The 14,586-nt window shown below is 64.4% G+C and carries 11 protein-coding genes; 7 read left to right on the top strand and 4 right to left on the bottom strand.

Annotated elements, in window-relative coordinates; genetic code table 11:
• Nucleotides 1–2 precede the first annotated feature (2 nt).
• Nucleotides 3–1,313: an ABC transporter substrate-binding protein gene (locus CVS27_RS05925; protein ID WP_103464828.1), complete on the bottom strand. Its 1,311-nt coding sequence runs from the start codon at nt 1,311–1,313 to the stop codon at nt 3–5.
• Nucleotides 1,314–1,322: 9 nt separating this feature from the next.
• Nucleotides 1,323–3,476, bottom strand: coding sequence for an alpha-galactosidase (locus CVS27_RS05920; protein ID WP_103464827.1), 2,154 nt, complete (start codon nt 3,474–3,476; stop codon nt 1,323–1,325).
• A gap of 106 nt (nt 3,477–3,582) precedes the next feature.
• Here CVS27_RS05920 and CVS27_RS05915 point away from each other — a divergent pair, with 106 nt between their 5' ends.
• Entirely contained in the window at nt 3,583–4,758 is a 1,176-nt protein-coding gene (locus tag CVS27_RS05915; protein WP_103464826.1) for an ROK family transcriptional regulator, read from the top strand.
• An 88-nt stretch (nt 4,759–4,846) separates the two neighbouring features.
• On the top strand, nt 4,847–5,392 hold the full coding sequence (locus tag CVS27_RS05910) for a serine protease inhibitor (protein ID WP_306418479.1): 546 nt from the start codon (nt 4,847–4,849) through the stop codon (nt 5,390–5,392).
• A gap of 100 nt (nt 5,393–5,492) precedes the next feature.
• Here CVS27_RS05910 and CVS27_RS05905 read toward each other — a convergent pair whose 3' ends face one another.
• Together CVS27_RS05905 and mshA are read right to left on the bottom strand one after the other, a co-directional pair.
• The gene (locus CVS27_RS05905) at nt 5,493–8,624 is read right to left on the bottom strand and encodes a S8 family serine peptidase (RefSeq protein WP_243400072.1); all 3,132 of its coding nucleotides are present in this window, start codon (nt 8,622–8,624) and stop codon (nt 5,493–5,495) included.
• Nucleotides 8,625–8,975: 351 nt separating this feature from the next.
• Nucleotides 8,976–10,226: a D-inositol-3-phosphate glycosyltransferase gene (gene mshA / locus CVS27_RS05900; RefSeq protein WP_103464824.1), complete on the bottom strand. Its 1,251-nt coding sequence runs from the start codon at nt 10,224–10,226 to the stop codon at nt 8,976–8,978.
• 217 nt (nt 10,227–10,443) lie between these two features.
• Between mshA and alr the strand changes: the two genes are divergently transcribed.
• The 5 genes from alr to tsaD are packed head-to-tail and all read left to right on the top strand — an operon-like array spanning nt 10,444 to nt 14,571.
• Nucleotides 10,444–11,634: an alanine racemase gene (gene alr / locus CVS27_RS05895; protein WP_306418478.1), complete on the top strand. Its 1,191-nt coding sequence runs from the start codon at nt 10,444–10,446 to the stop codon at nt 11,632–11,634.
• On the top strand, nt 11,634–12,203 hold the full coding sequence (gene tsaE, locus CVS27_RS05890) for a tRNA (adenosine(37)-N6)-threonylcarbamoyltransferase complex ATPase subunit type 1 TsaE (RefSeq protein WP_103464822.1): 570 nt from the start codon (nt 11,634–11,636) through the stop codon (nt 12,201–12,203). Before alr ends, tsaE begins: the two co-directional genes overlap by 1 nt.
• Before the next feature lie 12 nt (nt 12,204–12,215).
• Nucleotides 12,216–12,950, top strand: coding sequence for a tRNA (adenosine(37)-N6)-threonylcarbamoyltransferase complex dimerization subunit type 1 TsaB (gene tsaB, locus CVS27_RS05885; protein ID WP_103464821.1), 735 nt, complete (start codon nt 12,216–12,218; stop codon nt 12,948–12,950).
• Nucleotides 12,947–13,483 (top strand): ribosomal protein S18-alanine N-acetyltransferase, encoded by a 537-nt coding sequence (rimI, locus tag CVS27_RS05880; RefSeq protein ID WP_306418477.1) that lies wholly within the window; start codon nt 12,947–12,949, stop codon nt 13,481–13,483. Before tsaB ends, rimI begins: the two co-directional genes overlap by 4 nt.
• Nucleotides 13,480–14,571, top strand: coding sequence for a tRNA (adenosine(37)-N6)-threonylcarbamoyltransferase complex transferase subunit TsaD (gene tsaD, locus CVS27_RS05875; RefSeq protein ID WP_103464820.1), 1,092 nt, complete (start codon nt 13,480–13,482; stop codon nt 14,569–14,571). The genes rimI and tsaD overlap by 4 nt, the downstream gene beginning before the upstream one ends.
• The last annotated feature ends 15 nt before the right edge of the window (nt 14,572–14,586 follow it).

The raw sequence follows: 14,586 nt of genomic DNA, 5'->3' as shown, positions 1-14,586 counted from the left end.
GATCAATCGCCTTTCTTGGTGGTGGTGCGGGCTGCGACCTTTTCAAATTCATGATCCATGCGGGTCAGGAATGCGGGCTGGTTTTCGTCAAGGACAAATTGCTGCAGGAGCGCCGGCAGTGGGATGCTGGCCGGCACGTGGTGGTCGAAGTAGCCGATGACCCGGCCGTCGTTGAAGAAGCCCTGCATGCCGGCCAGGGCCGGATCGGTGCTGGCCGCGGCATCCGAGACAGGCGTCAGGGATGACTGGGCGGCCGAGTAGTAGTCCAAGACCGGCGCCGACATGAGGTATTCAACGAACTTTTTGGCTTCGGCGGGGTGCTTGGTGTCCTTGCCGATGGCCAGCGACACATCCACGCCGGAGACCAGGGTGTTCTTGGCAGGATCGTTGGTGGTGGGGTACGGGAAGGACTTGACCTTCGCCTCAGGGTTCGACGCGCGGATGGCCGGGATGGCGAAGCTGCCCTGCAGGTACATGGCGGATTCGCCGGCACCAAACGCTGCGTTGCCGTCGTTGTAGCCGGCGCTTTCGGCGCCGGGCTGGGCGTAGCTGAACAGTTTTGCCAGCTTGGCGGCCGCCTCCGTGCCGTCCTTTTCAAAACTGAACTGCCCGGTTGCGGGTGTCCAGCCGGCAGAGCGGACGTCGTCAAAGAAGTCCGCCGGCATGAGGTTGCCTGCAAGGTTCACATAGGAGGGCAGCACAGTCCAGGCATCCTTCAAGGTCATGTAGAACGGGTTGACGCCGTTGGACTTGAAGGTGTCGGCCGCGGCAATGAGGTCATCCCAGGTCTCCGGCACATCGACGCCATACTTGGCGAAAATCTTCGGGTTGTACAGGACGCCGCTGGCATTGTTGGCAAACGGCAAACCGTTGCTCTCGCTGCCGTGGCAGGTGCCCAAACCGTCCAAAATATCCTGCACGGAGGGGATCACCCGTTTCGCCGCGGGCAGCTCCGAGAGGTCCGCGAAGACGCAGGACGTGGACAGGTCACCGAAGTTGCCGTTGCCGTTGAGGGTCAGGACATCGGGTGTCTTGCCTTTCACCAGCAGTGTGCGGATGGCAGTGTCCGGGTCGGGAACGTTGTTGATAACCACGTCGATCCCCGGGTTTGCGGCCTCAAAGTCGGCCACAATCTTTTCAAACTGGCCTACGGCTTCGGGTTTGTACTGGAAGAAATCGAGCTTGACGCGGCCGTCGTCGGCGGGGCCGCAGCCGCTCAGGCTCAGGGTGAGGGCCAGGACGACGGCGGCACTTGCCGCAGCCTTGCCCGGTCCCTTCCGGAGCGCCTGGCTCAGGCGTTGTGTTGCAAACATGCGAACTCCTTAGATGGCCCGCGCAGGATCGGCGTCAACCCTGGTGAGCATGATGAGCACTGATTGTTCGGGGAAGAGGACGGGGGCGGCAATGCCCACAGTCTCCAAGACGCGTCCTGAGAGCACGCAGTCCGCCAAGGGCCATGCCAGCGGGGACTGGCCGTTGCCCACTTCCTCATCCAGGGGATGCGACAGGGCCAGCCGGTAGCGGCCCTGCGGTGACAGGCCGGGAATGGTGACCCGTCCGGAGGGGTAGGTGATGGAGGCTTCGCGCTGGGTGAGGGCAAAGATGGCGCGCTCGCCGTCCTGGGCCACAACACCGCGCAGGTCCAGGGCCGGGTCGGCGAGATCGGCGTGAACGGAGGCACCTGAGTGGAACAGGTCCCGGTTGTCCTTGTGGAAGGCCACCCAGCCGGCCAGTTCGGTGGTTTGTTCGGCACTGATGTGCGCAATGTTCCATTCGATGCCGAAGTGGCCAAAGATGGCCGTACGGGCCATGAACCCGAGGCTGTGCTGGCGGTGCGTGGAGTGCGACTTGGGGCCGCCAATGTGGGCGCCCATGAGCTCGTAGGGGACCAGCAGGGAAGTGTTTTCCTGGTTGTCGAGCCTTTCGATGGGATCGATGCAGTCGCTGGTCCAGATCCTGTCCGTAAACTTCAGGATGCCCAAGTCCACGCGGGCGCCGCCGGAGGCGCAGCTTTCAATTTCCAGGCCAGGGTGGCGGGCCTTGAGCTCGGCCAGCAACCGGTACAGGGCCAGAGTGGTTTCACGGACAGCCGCGCGGCCGGTGCGGGGATCGGAAGCATCGAGCAGGTCCCGGTTGTGGTCCCACTTGATGTAGCTGATGGGGTATTCGGTCAGGATGGCGTCAATGCGTGCCATGAGGTAGTCGAAGCACTCGGGATGGGCCAGGTTGAGCACCTGCTGCTGGCGGGCACTGACGGGCCAACGGCCGTCCGTGTGCAGGATCCAGTCCGGATGGTTGCGGGCTAGGTCGCTGTCGGGGTTGACCATTTCTGGTTCAAACCACAGGCCGAACTCCATGCCGAGGCCCACGACATGGTTGATGATGGGCCCTAGGCCGTCGGCCCAAACTGCCGGATCCACAAACCAGTCGCCCAAACCTGCTGTGTCGTCCCGGCGGCCTAGGAACCAGCCGTCGTCGAGCACAAAGCGTTCAACACCAATCGCGGCAGCCTTGTTGGCCAGAACCTGAAGTGTGCTCAGGTCATGATCAAAGTAAACGGCTTCCCAGGTGTTTAAGGTGACAGGCCGGGGGCGTGTGGGGTGCGCCGGGCGTTCGCGCAGATCAGCATGGAAGCGCGCCGAGAGCTCGTCCAAACCGTTGCCCCAGGAACCGAGCGCCCACGGGGTGGAATAGCTTTCGCCGGGTCCCAGCGTCACTTCGCCGGGCAGCAGCAGCTCGGCAGCGGTGAGGAAGTTGTCGCTGGTGATGGTGCGCTCTGCGCTGAGCCTGTGGTTACCGCTCCAGGCCAGGTGCACACCGTGGACCAGGCCGCTGCGGTGGCCAAAGCCGGCAGAGCCGGCCAGCATGAGCAACGTTGAGTCAGCGCCCGGGCGTCCGCGGCGGCTCTCCCTGACGTGTGCACCGACTGTGAGCGGGCGCCGCTGGGCGGTGCGTTCCTTCAAATGCCGGCCGGTGGTGTCCTGGATGGTCGCTGCCGTGGCGGGGAGCGGGAACACCGTGCCCAGCTGGTGTAGCTGGTAGTCGCCGGCACCAACATTTGTCAGGGTGTGCCGCTGGTGCAGGACGCCGTGGGTACTCAGGGCCAGTTCCGAGACCAGCTGAAGCCCGGCCGCAGAATCCTGGGCCGTTATGGTCAAGGCGTGGTCCCTAAGCTCTACCTGGGACGTGGCCAGGGCGCTGGCCCAGGCGGCACCTGAGCGCTGGCCCAGCAAAGCGGGGGAGCCCTGCCAGCCAAAGACTTCCTGGGGCAGGAGCGTCAAGCGGGCCGGAATGTCGATGCCGCCGGAGACGCGTTGGGACGCTGCAGCCGTGGCTGCGGCCGCCAGCTCGGATTCTGTCAGGATGCCGGTGTCCGGCCCCCAATGGATGATGGTGGGGATGCCTGCCGTGCCCAAGTCGACGATGACTGTGGTGCCGCCGCGATGCAGCTGGGTGTAAGAATATTCAAAACTCATGTATTAGTTTTACCGCAAAAGTAATTGGAGTGTCAAGAGTCACGTTATTGCCGTAAAAGTGGCCGTGTCTCACTCAATTAGATGCAAACTGCAATAAACTAGGGCCATGAACTCAGTCTTTCCGCTGACAGTCCGCCACGCGGAGCAGCCCAAAAACCCCGCGGCGCTCGCCGACTCCGCCCTTGAGTTGGCGCGCCTGGTGCTGGTTCGCGGCCCCATCTCGCGCGGCGACTTGGCCCGGGAATTGAAATTGAGCGTGGCGAGCCTGACCCGTCTCAGCAAGCCGCTGCTGGATGCCGGACTCCTCGTCGAAGGGGCGCTGGTGGCTGATGGCACGGTGGGGCGGCCCGTGAGGCTACTGGATGTGCGCAGCGACTGCGCCCATTTTGTGGGTGTCAAGGTCACCGGAGATCTCCTGCAGGCGGTGTTGACTGACACCCGGGCCACCATCTTGGCCGTTGCCACCCTGCCACTGGCTGATACGTCCCCTGCAGCCGTGGTGGCAGGGATTGCCGAAGTAGTGGAGCGGCTGAGTGTGCAGGAAGCTGTGACGTTGACAGGTGTGGGGGTCTCCCTGGGTGGGCAGGTGCGCCCCGACGGCGTGGTGCACAGGGCACCGTTCCTTGGCTGGAAGGACGTGCCGCTGGCCCAGATGCTGGCGCAGCAGCTGAGTCTGCCAGTGGTGGCCGATAACGATGTGAGTGCACTGGCGGCCGCCGAGCAATGGTTTGGCGCGGGCAAGGAAACCGCTGATTTTGCTGTCATCACCATTGGTGCCGGCGTGGGCTATGGCTTGGTGATTCGTGACCACGTCAGGCGGACCGTGGACACGGGACTGGGCTTGGGCGGGCACTTCCCCCTGGACCCCAACGGCCCCTTGTGCATGGACGGGCATCGGGGATGCTCCACCGCCATGCTGTCCATCCCCAGTGTCTGCGCTCAGATTTCAACGGTGCTGGGCCGAGCCGTCACGTACGACCAGGCACTGGAACTGGCTGCCAGCGGCAACCGCGTGGCCGAGGCTGTCTTTGCCTCTGCCGCCAGGGGCTTGGGCAAATTGATTGCCGCAGCGGTCAACCTCACCATGGTTAACACTGTTGTGCTCGGTGGCGAGGGGATAGCCCTGTTCACGGCTACGGAATCCACTGTCCGGGCGGCACTCGCTGCTGACAGGGACCCGGAAGCCGAGGCAGTCAGCCTGCGCGTGGCCTCCGCAGATTTCACCGAATGGGCCCGCGGCGCGGCGGCCGTGGCCATCCAGGCCCAGGCCTTCATCGTCTAGCCTGGCAACCCTCGCGTTCGCCCTCTGTTTCCGTGGCCACTGAACGTGCCATGGGCTACCATGGCAGAAACGCAAGGAGTCGGCCATCATGCCAAAAATCTACAGCCTAGGAAACTCGGTGCACGCTCTGAGCCCGCGGATTGCCGTGGCGGCCCTTCTGCTCTGCGTTGTGGCAGTAGTTTCCGGGTGCGCACAGCAACAGCCCGGCACAGCCACCGGCACGGCCCCGGTGCCGGCAGCGCCGCCCGCGAGTTCCTCTTCGGCAGTGGCAACTCCGCCAGCTGAGGGAATCGACCTGACCATCACGCTGACCGAATCGCCGGGGGCCACGCCGCGGACATTCCGGCTGGTTGCCAACGGTTCAACCCCGGCCCCGGAATCGACCCTGCCCGACTCCGCTGCGGCCCTGGCCGCCGTGGAACTGCACGGCGAAAAGATGTTCTTCGCCCTGCCGGATCCAAACCGTGTTTGCACCGAGCAGTATGGCGGCCCGCAGGTTGCGGTGGTCACCGGATGGTTCCACGGCAGGGAAGTCAACGCTTCCTTCAGCCGGACCGACGGCTGTGAAATTTCACGCTGGACGGCCCTTGCCCCGTTGTTCGGCGCGTTGGCCGGCGGAACGGGAGCCGTCTAGCAGCGTCCAACCCAAACCACTCACGACGGCGGCCATCCAAACTTGCTGGATGGCCGCCGTCGTGCGGTGAGACTGGGCGCAGCGCTCAGCTGGCCCTGGTCTACAACTTCAAGTCGCGGGGCGCTGGCTCCGTGGGGAATGCCAACTCCTGCTTCTTGCCCTTCTTCGGATTGTCTTTGTCCTTGCCGTTGCCGTTCTCGTTGGGAACCACCGCGGTGCCTCCTGGCGTAACGATCACTGAGACAAACGTTGCCGTGCCCGCACTGCCAAAGGCAACCCGGCCCAGGTAGTTGCCCGGGGCCAGTCCGCTCCAGCTCAGCGTCACGTTGCCGGACTTGCCGTTGGCCAGATTCAGCGGGTTGGGTGCCACCGAGGCGTTGCCGGCGTTGGCACCGAGGATCGCTGCATCAACCGTGGCCTTCACGGCACCCCCGCCAGTGCTGGAGTACAGGTTGGCGAGCACAGTGTAGGTCCCCGGGGCGGGGTTGGTCAGCGACAGTGTTTCGCTGGAGGAAGCCGTCCGGACGTCGCTGTACTGGCCCTGCGGGTTGAAAACGATCATGTCGTAGTCGGCGCCCGGATCTGCGGAGATGACCTGGAACTTGGCCAGTTCAGTTCCCGCCGGAACAACTACCTCCTTGAGGAAGTTGGAGGCGTTGGTGGCGACTGCGAGCGGACCAGGCACCAGCGCAATGGCGCTGGAATCCGCCTTGGAAAGACCGTTGAGGGTCAATGCGACGGGCGCATTGGACCCTGAAACGACTGGAATTTTGCCGCTACCGGTGCCCTTGTTGGTACTGAAGCTGATCTCCGGCGCCACCAAGGCTGCCAGCGGGCGCACGGCCACCGGTGAGGTCACTGCGGCGCCTGCGCCCTGCCAGCTCAGGCTGCCCATGGCGAACGCGCCCAGGGTTGCGCCGGCGTTTTCAAAGGTGACCTTGAACGTACGCTGCTCGCCAGCCTGTGAGAAGTTCAGCACCGAGGGGGTGACCTTGACGTTGATCCCGGGGACGTTGGCCGTGGCCCGGTACATGCCGGGAGTCAATGCCGTGACCGTGCGGGTGACGGTGACCTTTCCGGCCAGGCTGCCAACGGCGAAGGACGCCACGTTCATGTCACGCGGTGCGGTGCTGCCCAGCCCCGGCATGCCCAGATCCATTCCCGTGCCCTGAATGAACTTCAGGTAATCGGTGTCGCCGGCGTCGTACACCAGCCCGGGTGTCAGGGCCTTGACGACGGATGTCTGGCCAGCGCCTGTGGCAAAGAGGTCGCTGTTCTTGCTGCCGTCCTCGTTCACCACATTGGTGGCCGTCGTCATCATGGCCGACTTCACGGTGGCTGGTGACCAGGTGGGATTCTTGGCCATGACAAGTGCGCCAAAGCCGGCAACATGCGGTGCGGCCATGGATGTTCCGGACATCATGCCAAACTGGTCACCGCCGGTGGCGATGGGTGAAACGCCGGCCAGCACGGCAACGCCGGGGGCGGCGACGTCGGGCTTGAGTAGATCCGAATTTGTGGCGCCCAGCGGCCCGCGCGAGGAGAATCCGGCCACCTGTGGCTGAGGGGCAACCGGCAATCCGGTGGTGTCGGTGTCAACGAGGGAAACCAGGATCTCCGGGTTGGCGGCGACCTTGTCCTTGATGAGCTGCGTTGCCGGCGGGTTCACATGGACTGTGGGCACTGCGTGCAGGTCCACGTCCTCCGAGGATGCGCTGACGTTGGTGAGGATCATGCCCACCCCGCCGGCGCGCTTCACTTCGGCGCTCTTGGCTGTGCGGTCGATGACGCCGCGATCACAAACCACAATCTTGCCTGCCACTTTGGCGGCATCCAAGGTGTTGGGGCCGCACAGTGCGGGGTTGGCGGCACCGGCCGCTGCAGCCGTGGTCGCCAGGATCACGTGGCTTGCTGGAACCTTCTGGTCCATCATGCTGGCGCCGCGGAACTTGGTGCCATCGGAGAACTCCGCCGTACCCTGGAGCTCGGAGGAGAAGGACGTGGCAGCCACCGTGGTCAGCCACGGCGCGCCGTGGTTGACGGTGCCTGCCGTGGGGCCGGAGTTGCCGGCCGATGCCGCCACGAAGATTCCGGCCGAGGTGGCCGAGAGGAACGCGAGGGAAACGGGATCCGTGGTGGAGGAGGTGCTGCCCGAGATGGAGTAGTTCAGTACGTCCACGCCGTCCAAGATGGCCTGGTTGATGGCCGCGACGGCGGCGGAGGAGTAACAGCCGCCTGTGTCCGGATCGGTGTCCTCCCAGCAAATCTTGTACACGGAGAGCTTGGCGGCAGGGGCCACACCGCTGGTGATGCCCATGCTGCGGTCACCAATTTTTGCCGCCACATTGGCATTTCCGGCGGCGGTGCTACCGGTGTGGGTGCCATGGCTGGAAACGTCCACGGGGGACAGGACCTCGTTGGGGGCGCGGTCTCCGGCCGGCACGGAATTCAGGAAGTCATCGGCAAAGTAGTGGGCGCTGAGCACCTTGGAGTTGCAGGCGGTGCCATCAAAATCGGCTCCCGTGTCCACACCCTTCTGGCATTCGCCGGAGAAGGTGTCGCCGTTGGCCTTGAGCATGGCGATCTTGCCGTCGTCGGTGCGGTAGGGGACACCAACCTCTGGGTTGCCCGCCAGCGGCAGGACCTCCTCGCCCGCGAAGAACGGGCTCGACGGCGTGTAGCCGGTGTCGATGATGCCGACCACAACGCCCTTGCCAGCCTTGTCCTGCCCGCCGAAGTTTGTGTTCCAGCTGCCCTTATTGCCGCTGAGGCCAAGGAAATCGGTGCTGGAATAGTCCGGGGCGTTCTCGGTGTCGGGGGCAACGATCAGGACATTGGGGTCCTTGGCCAGGGCCAAGGCCTGGTCCGCCGAAAGGTCTGCGGAGAAGCCGTTGAGCGCGGCCGTGAACGCCCGTTTGACCTTGACGTTTTCGCTTTTGGCAACGGCGGCCTGCTTGTCCTCCAGATGGGCCTTGTACTTCTTGACCTCGGATCGTGTGGCGTCGAGCTTTTGCCCGGCCGCCGGCTTGGTGGCGGCAAGGCCCGCCGTGCCGCCGTCGTACATGGCGATGGGCTGCTCGGCGAGGACCACAATGTAGCGTCCGCCCGGGTAGCTCAGCGGCGCAACGTCCGTTTGGGAGATGCCGGGCAAGGCAGGCTGGCTCGGGTTGGCCGACGCCGGCAATGCCCCCACTGTGGCCAGGAGCAGCGGAACAGCCGCGCAAAGCGCCACGGCCTTTCGCAGTCCTGGGCTTCGAAAGAGAGTTCTTCCCGTTCGTTTCATGGTGCTGTGACCTTTCAACAGGATCTCCGACAGGCGTCTTGCCTGTCGGGTGCAACATGGCAGTCCGGCAGGCATCCCGAATGATGAAAGGGTGCTGTGAGCCGTCGCAGCCAACCAGAACAGGCTACCGACCAGTAGGGTTCATGTGAGCGGGAACACAGTGAAAAAGCTGTGGACTGGTCAAAGAGGCAGGGGGATGCGGGCGGGGCACTGGCCCAAAGTACGACGCCGGGAGTCCGCCATGGCCGCAAGGCCCAGCTGTAGTTTTAAACGTGGATTTCGCCCGTCAGAGGCACACAGCTAGCAGCCCGGCGGGGCCTCGTACTGGTATTTCAAGGCAAGGTCGTAGCTGAGGATGGTCTGGGCAGCTGTTTTTTCCCAGCCAAAGGACTCGGCAAAAACCGAGGCTGCCCGGCCCATGTCCGCCCGGGTTTCGCCAAAGTCGTGCAGTGATGCAATGGCGTTGGCCCACAAAACCGGTGAGCGGCCTTCCACCAGAAGGCCTGTGCGGCCATCGCTGACAGCCCGCGGCAAGCCACCAACATTGGTGGCAATGACCGGAGTGCCACAGGCCTGCGCCTCCAGCGCAACCAGGCCAAAGGACTCGCTGGAGGACGGTACCGCCACCACGTCGGCGCTTCTATACCAATCGGCCAGTTCCGCTGGACCAACGGGCGGGTGGATGGAGGCAACACTTGTGAGTCCGGCGTCGTCAATGAGACGGGCAAGGTCATACTTGTCGTTGCCGCTGCGGGCACCCAGGAACGTCATCGCCAAGTCAATGTCGGGGCGTTCCTCGCGCAGCAACGCGGCAGCCTTGACCAGCACGTGCGGGCCTTTGAGGCGTTGCAGGCGGCCGGCAAACACCACGTGGAAACGCCCGGGGGCTATGCCCAGATTTTGACGTGACCTGTCCCGGAACGCCGGCTTGAAGACTTTCAGGTCAACACCGGGGGAGACCACGTCGATGCGCTGCTCGCAGCCGTCGTAGTGGCGCTCCAGCTCGGCCGCCTCAGCCGTGGTGTTGGCAATCAGGCGCGTTGCTGCGGCCACAATGTGCTGCTCACCGTCCACCCTGATGCCGGGTTCGGCCGTTTGGCCTTGCGGTAGGTGGTGGTTCTTGACCCGCGCCATGGTGTGCATGGTGTGTGCCAGCGGCAGGTCCAGGCGTTTGGCCACCAAAATGCCGGCCATCCCGGAGACCCAGTAGTGGGAATGGATCACCTTGACCGGAACGCCTGTGAGGGATTCCACCTGGGCGGAAACGGCGTCGGCCATTTCATTGATGAGCTCCGGCAGGGCCTCCTTGGAGACCTTGGAGAAAGGGCCAGCAGTGATGTGGTGGACGGTGACGGCAGGGGCCAGCTGAACAGAATCCGGCTGGGATGCTGCCGTGCGGCGGGTGTAAATGTCCACGGCCACGCCCGCGGCAGCCAGTTCAAGGGCCAGATGGCGGACATAGACGTTCATGCCGCCGGCGTCACCGCCGCCTGGCTGCTCCAGCGGAGACGTGTGCAAGGAGAGCATGGCGACGCGGCGAATCTGATGCATGGCTTCCCTCCTAACGGTACTTGAGGCAGGCTCCGGCGGTGGGGCGCGGGGCGGGCAGGGGCAACGGCAATAAACGTGTCACTTCATATCTTGTCACTGCCGATGACCACCACCTAGCCCATGGCCAGGGGGAATCTTGCCGGGAAAACATCACGCCACCACGAGTGAGACGCACCACCGTGGGGCGGGCTCCCGCAAAAAGGCCTAAAATGGGCTGGTGACCTCCTTCGTTGCGTCGGTTCAAGAGCCTACCCCGGGCCTTGAACGGCAAGCCATCATTGACCTGTCCGCCATCGCCAACAACATCCGACACCTGCGTTCCCTGGTGGAACCTGCCACATTCATGGCAGTGGTCAAGGCCGACGCCTATGGCCACGGCATGGTTCCGGTGGCCCGGGCTGCCGTGGCCGCGGGTGCGAATTGGCTGGGTGCCGCGCACATCAGCGAGGCCCTGGCGTTGCGGGCAGCTGGCCTGGAGGTGCCTGTCCTGGCCTGGCTGCACACCCCCGCCAGCGATTTCACGGCGGCTGTTGCCCATGACATTGACCTGGGCTGCTCCGGCTGGGAGCTGGAGCATATTGTTGCCGCGGCCCGGTCCCTGCAGTGTCCGGCACGCATCCACCTGAAAATCGATACAGGCCTGGGCCGCAACGGCTGCACACCCGCCGAATGGCCTGCCCTGGTTGCTGCAGCCCTTAGCTACCAGGCCGAAGGGCTGCTGCGCGTGGCGGGAGTCTTCAGCCACCTGGCCGTGGCCGATGAACCCCACCGGCCCGAGACGGACGAGCAGTTGGCTCGCTTCCGCGAAGCCGTGGCAGTTGCCGAAAATGCTGGCGCGGACCTGGAAGTGCGCCATATTGCCAACACGCCGGCCACCCTGACGCGCCCGGATTCGCACTTTGACATGGTGCGGGTGGGCCTTGGCATTTACGGACTGTCGCCGTTTGAAGGCACCACCTCCGCACACTTGGGGTTGGTGCCGGCCATGACGCTGCAAACACAAATTGCGCACTGCAAGGATGTGCCAGCCGGCCAGGGTGTCTCCTACGGGCTCAACTACGCCACCACTGCCGAGACCACCTTGGGATTGGTTCCCTTGGGCTATGCCGATGGCATCCCGCGCATTGCCACCGGCGGGCCCGTGCGCGTCAACGGCACCACCTACCCCGTGGTGGGCCGGATCGCCATGGACCAGATGGTCATCGACTTAGGTCCTCAAGCGCGCGAGGGCTTTGCCCAAGAGCCGGTGCCGGGTTCGGCGTTGGGCTCCACCGCCGTCTTGTTTGGCAACGGGGCCGACGGCGGACCCCTGGTGGAGGAGTGGGCGGCGGCCGCCGGGACCATCAACTATGAAGTGGTGACACGCATCAGCCAGCGGGTTCCGCGCAGCTACATTGGCGGTGCCTGATGGTGTGGGAATTTGCCACCAGCACTGCCGAGCAGACCCAGGAGCTGGCACACCGGCTGGCAGGGCTGCTCAAGGCCGGCGATTTGATCATCCTCAGCGGAGAACTGGGAGCGGGCAAGACCACCTTCACGCAAGGACTGGGCAGCAGTTTGGGGGTTCGGCCGGGCATCATTTCCCCCACCTTTGTACTGGTGCGAATTCACCCGAACCTCCCCGACGGGCCCAACCCGGGCGGGCCGGACCTGGTCCACGTCGATGCGTACAGGCTTTCCTCGCCGGGCGAAATTGATGACATTGACTTGGAAAACACCATGGACTCCTCGGTGACAGTGGTGGAGTGGGGCGTGGACAGGGTGGAGCACTTGGCAGCGAGCCGCCTGGACATCGAGTTGGTGCGTGCCGTTGGCGGGGCTCCTGCTCCCACGGCTGCCCCGGACCTCGATGCTGACACCTTTGATTTTGCCGACGAGGACGACGACGAACCCCGCCTTTTGCGTGTCCAAGCCATTGGTCCGCGCTGGGAAGGCACCGATTTTTCCGTGCTCGGCCAGCAGCTTTCAACAGAATAGACAGTAGATATTGTGCGAATCTTGACCATTGACACCTCAGCTGTGGCCAGTGCGGCAGTGCTGGACTTCGACCCCCAAGACCTGGCCCGGACGGCGCGGGTGGTGGCGAATTTTGCCACCAAAGACACCCGCAGCCACGCCGAGGTGCTGGCCCCCGGGGTGAAGTCGCTGTTCACCGACCCCGTCACCGAAGGCCCCGCGCTGGATGCCATCATTGTGGGCACAGGCCCTGGCCCGTTTACGGGCCTGCGTTCCGGGATCACTGTTGCTCGCACACTGGCCTTCACCTGGGGTGTGAAGCTGTACGGAATGATGAGCCTTGACGCCTTGGCCCAACAAGTTTTTGACACTCCACGTTATGTTGACGGACGGGCAGTTGCGCCACTGGCCATGGCCGACTTTGTGGTCGCCACGGACGCGCGCCGCCAGGAGGTGTACTGGGCCAAATACAGTGCCAGTGCTGCCCTGATCGACGGCCCGCACGTGGGCCCGGCAGCAGACATTTTGCCTGTGCAAGTGTTTGGTGCCGGCGCCGGCATCTACGCCCAGCAACTCGCAGCCGGCGGCTGTGTTGTGGAGGCAAGCTTTTCCCAGGAACAGCCCACTGCCCTGGAGCTGGGCCGGGCCGCCATGCGCAAGATTGCCGCCGCAGGATCCCTGGAAGGCGCAGGATTCTTGGATTCCACACCGCTGTACATGCGCGAATCCGACGCCAAGGTTCCCGGCCCCCGAAAGAGGGCACTGTGACCGCGGCCGCGGCAGGTGCCCAGCGGCCGGGATCGGCTGTGCAGGGTCCTGCCGTGTTGCGCCTCATGGAACCGGGCGACATTGACGTCATCACGGCCCTGGACGCCCAACTTTTTGGGGTGGACTGCTGGCCGCGGTACATGTTTGAGGATGAGCTGGCCCAGCCCGACACTCGGCGGTACATTGTCGCGGAGGTTCCAGACGACGTCGGACATCTGCACTTGGCAGGCTATGCCGGCCTGATGTGTGTGGAGCCGGTGGGGGACATCCAGACCATTGGTGTCCTGCCGGAGTTTGAGGGGCGCGGTATTGCCCGAGCCATGATGGCCGATCTCATTGCGGAGGCTGTCCGGCGCGGCGCCAAGGAGATCATGCTCGAGGTCAGCACCGCCAACCCGCGCGCCCAAGACCTGTACAAGCGCTACGGTTTTGAGCACATTCACACGCGGCGCAAGTACTACAGGGACGGCTCGGACGGGCTGATCATGCGCCTGTCACTGCCCACACCCACTGATGTGAAGGACCCCTCATGAACCAGAGCAACCCGTTGATTTTGGGCATTGAATCCTCCTGTGATGAAACGGGTGTGGGATTGGTGCGAGGCACAACGCTGCTGACAAACACCGTTTCCTCGTCCATGGAGGAGCACGTCCGTTTTGGCGGCGTGATCCCGGAGATTGCCTCCCGGGCACACCTGGACGCCTTTGTCCCCACCTTGCAGCAGGCGCTTTCCGATGCCGGAGTCACCCTGGCGGATGTGGACGCCATTGCCGTCACCAGCGGCCCGGGCCTGGCCGGCGCCCTCATGGTGGGTGTCAGCGCAGCCAAGGCGTTGGCACTGGCCACCGGCAAACCGCTGTACGCCATCAACCACCTGGTGGCGCACGTGGGGGTGGGGCTGCTGGATGAGTCCATCGCTGCCGTCTATCAGGGCGGGCAGCTGCCAGAAAAACTTGGTGCACTGCTGGTCTCCGGTGGGCACACGGAGATTCTGCGCGTGCGCAGCCTTGCCTCCGATGTGGAGTTGCTCGGTGCCACCATTGATGACGCCGCCGGGGAGGCCTTTGACAAGGTGGCCCGCCTGCTGGGACTGAACTACCCGGGCGGGCCCGCGATTGATCGGCTGGCCCGTGAAGGCAATGCCAAGGCCATCCGGTTCCCGCGCGGGCTGACCATGCCCAAATACATGGGCACCGCCGAGGCTCCCGGTCCGCACCGCTACGACTTCTCTTTCTCCGGTCTGAAGACGGCAGTGGCCCGCTGCGTTGAGGGGTACGAGGCACGTGGCGAGGCCGTCCCGGTGGCCGACGTTGCGGCGTCGTTCCAGGAAGCCGTGTTGGATGTCATCACGGCCAAAGCTGTGCTGGCGTGCAAGGAGCAGGGCATCACCACCTTGCTGCTGGGCGGCGGCGTGGCTGCGAACTCCCGGTTGCGGGAGCTGGCGCAGCAGCGCTGCCTGGCGGCCGGCATCACGCTGTTGGTGCCCAAGCTGTCGTTGTGCACCGACAACGGAGCCATGGTGGCAGCGCTGGGCGCGCAGCTGGTCATGAACGGCGTGGCCCCGAGCGATCTGGCGTTTGCCCCGGACTCCTCCATGCCAGTGACCAGCATCAGCCTGTAAGAGGAACTGGCTCTC

The sequence above is a fragment of the Arthrobacter glacialis genome, from assembly GCF_002909445.1.
GTDB classification, from domain to species: Bacteria; Actinomycetota; Actinomycetes; order Actinomycetales; family Micrococcaceae; genus Specibacter; species Specibacter glacialis.
This window is presented reverse-complemented; position numbering and strand designations above follow the sequence as displayed.

Bases quoted from the DNA above. Each gene is read 5' to 3' on its own strand.
- CVS27_RS05925 (WP_103464828.1), bottom strand. From the start codon at position 1,313: ATGTTTGCAACACAACGCCTGAGCCAGGCGCTCCGGAAGGGACCGGGC.
- CVS27_RS05920 (WP_103464827.1), bottom strand. From the start codon at position 3,476: ATGAGTTTTGAATATTCTTACACCCAGCTGCATCGCGGCGGCACCACA.
- CVS27_RS05915 (WP_103464826.1), top strand. From the start codon at position 3,583: ATGAACTCAGTCTTTCCGCTGACAGTCCGCCACGCGGAGCAGCCCAAA.
- CVS27_RS05910 (WP_306418479.1), top strand. From the start codon at position 4,847: ATGCCAAAAATCTACAGCCTAGGAAACTCGGTGCACGCTCTGAGCCCG.
- mshA (WP_103464824.1), bottom strand. From the start codon at position 10,226: ATGCATCAGATTCGCCGCGTCGCCATGCTCTCCTTGCACACGTCTCCG.
- tsaE (WP_103464822.1), top strand. From the start codon at position 11,634: ATGGTGTGGGAATTTGCCACCAGCACTGCCGAGCAGACCCAGGAGCTG.
- tsaD (WP_103464820.1), top strand. From the start codon at position 13,480: ATGAACCAGAGCAACCCGTTGATTTTGGGCATTGAATCCTCCTGTGAT.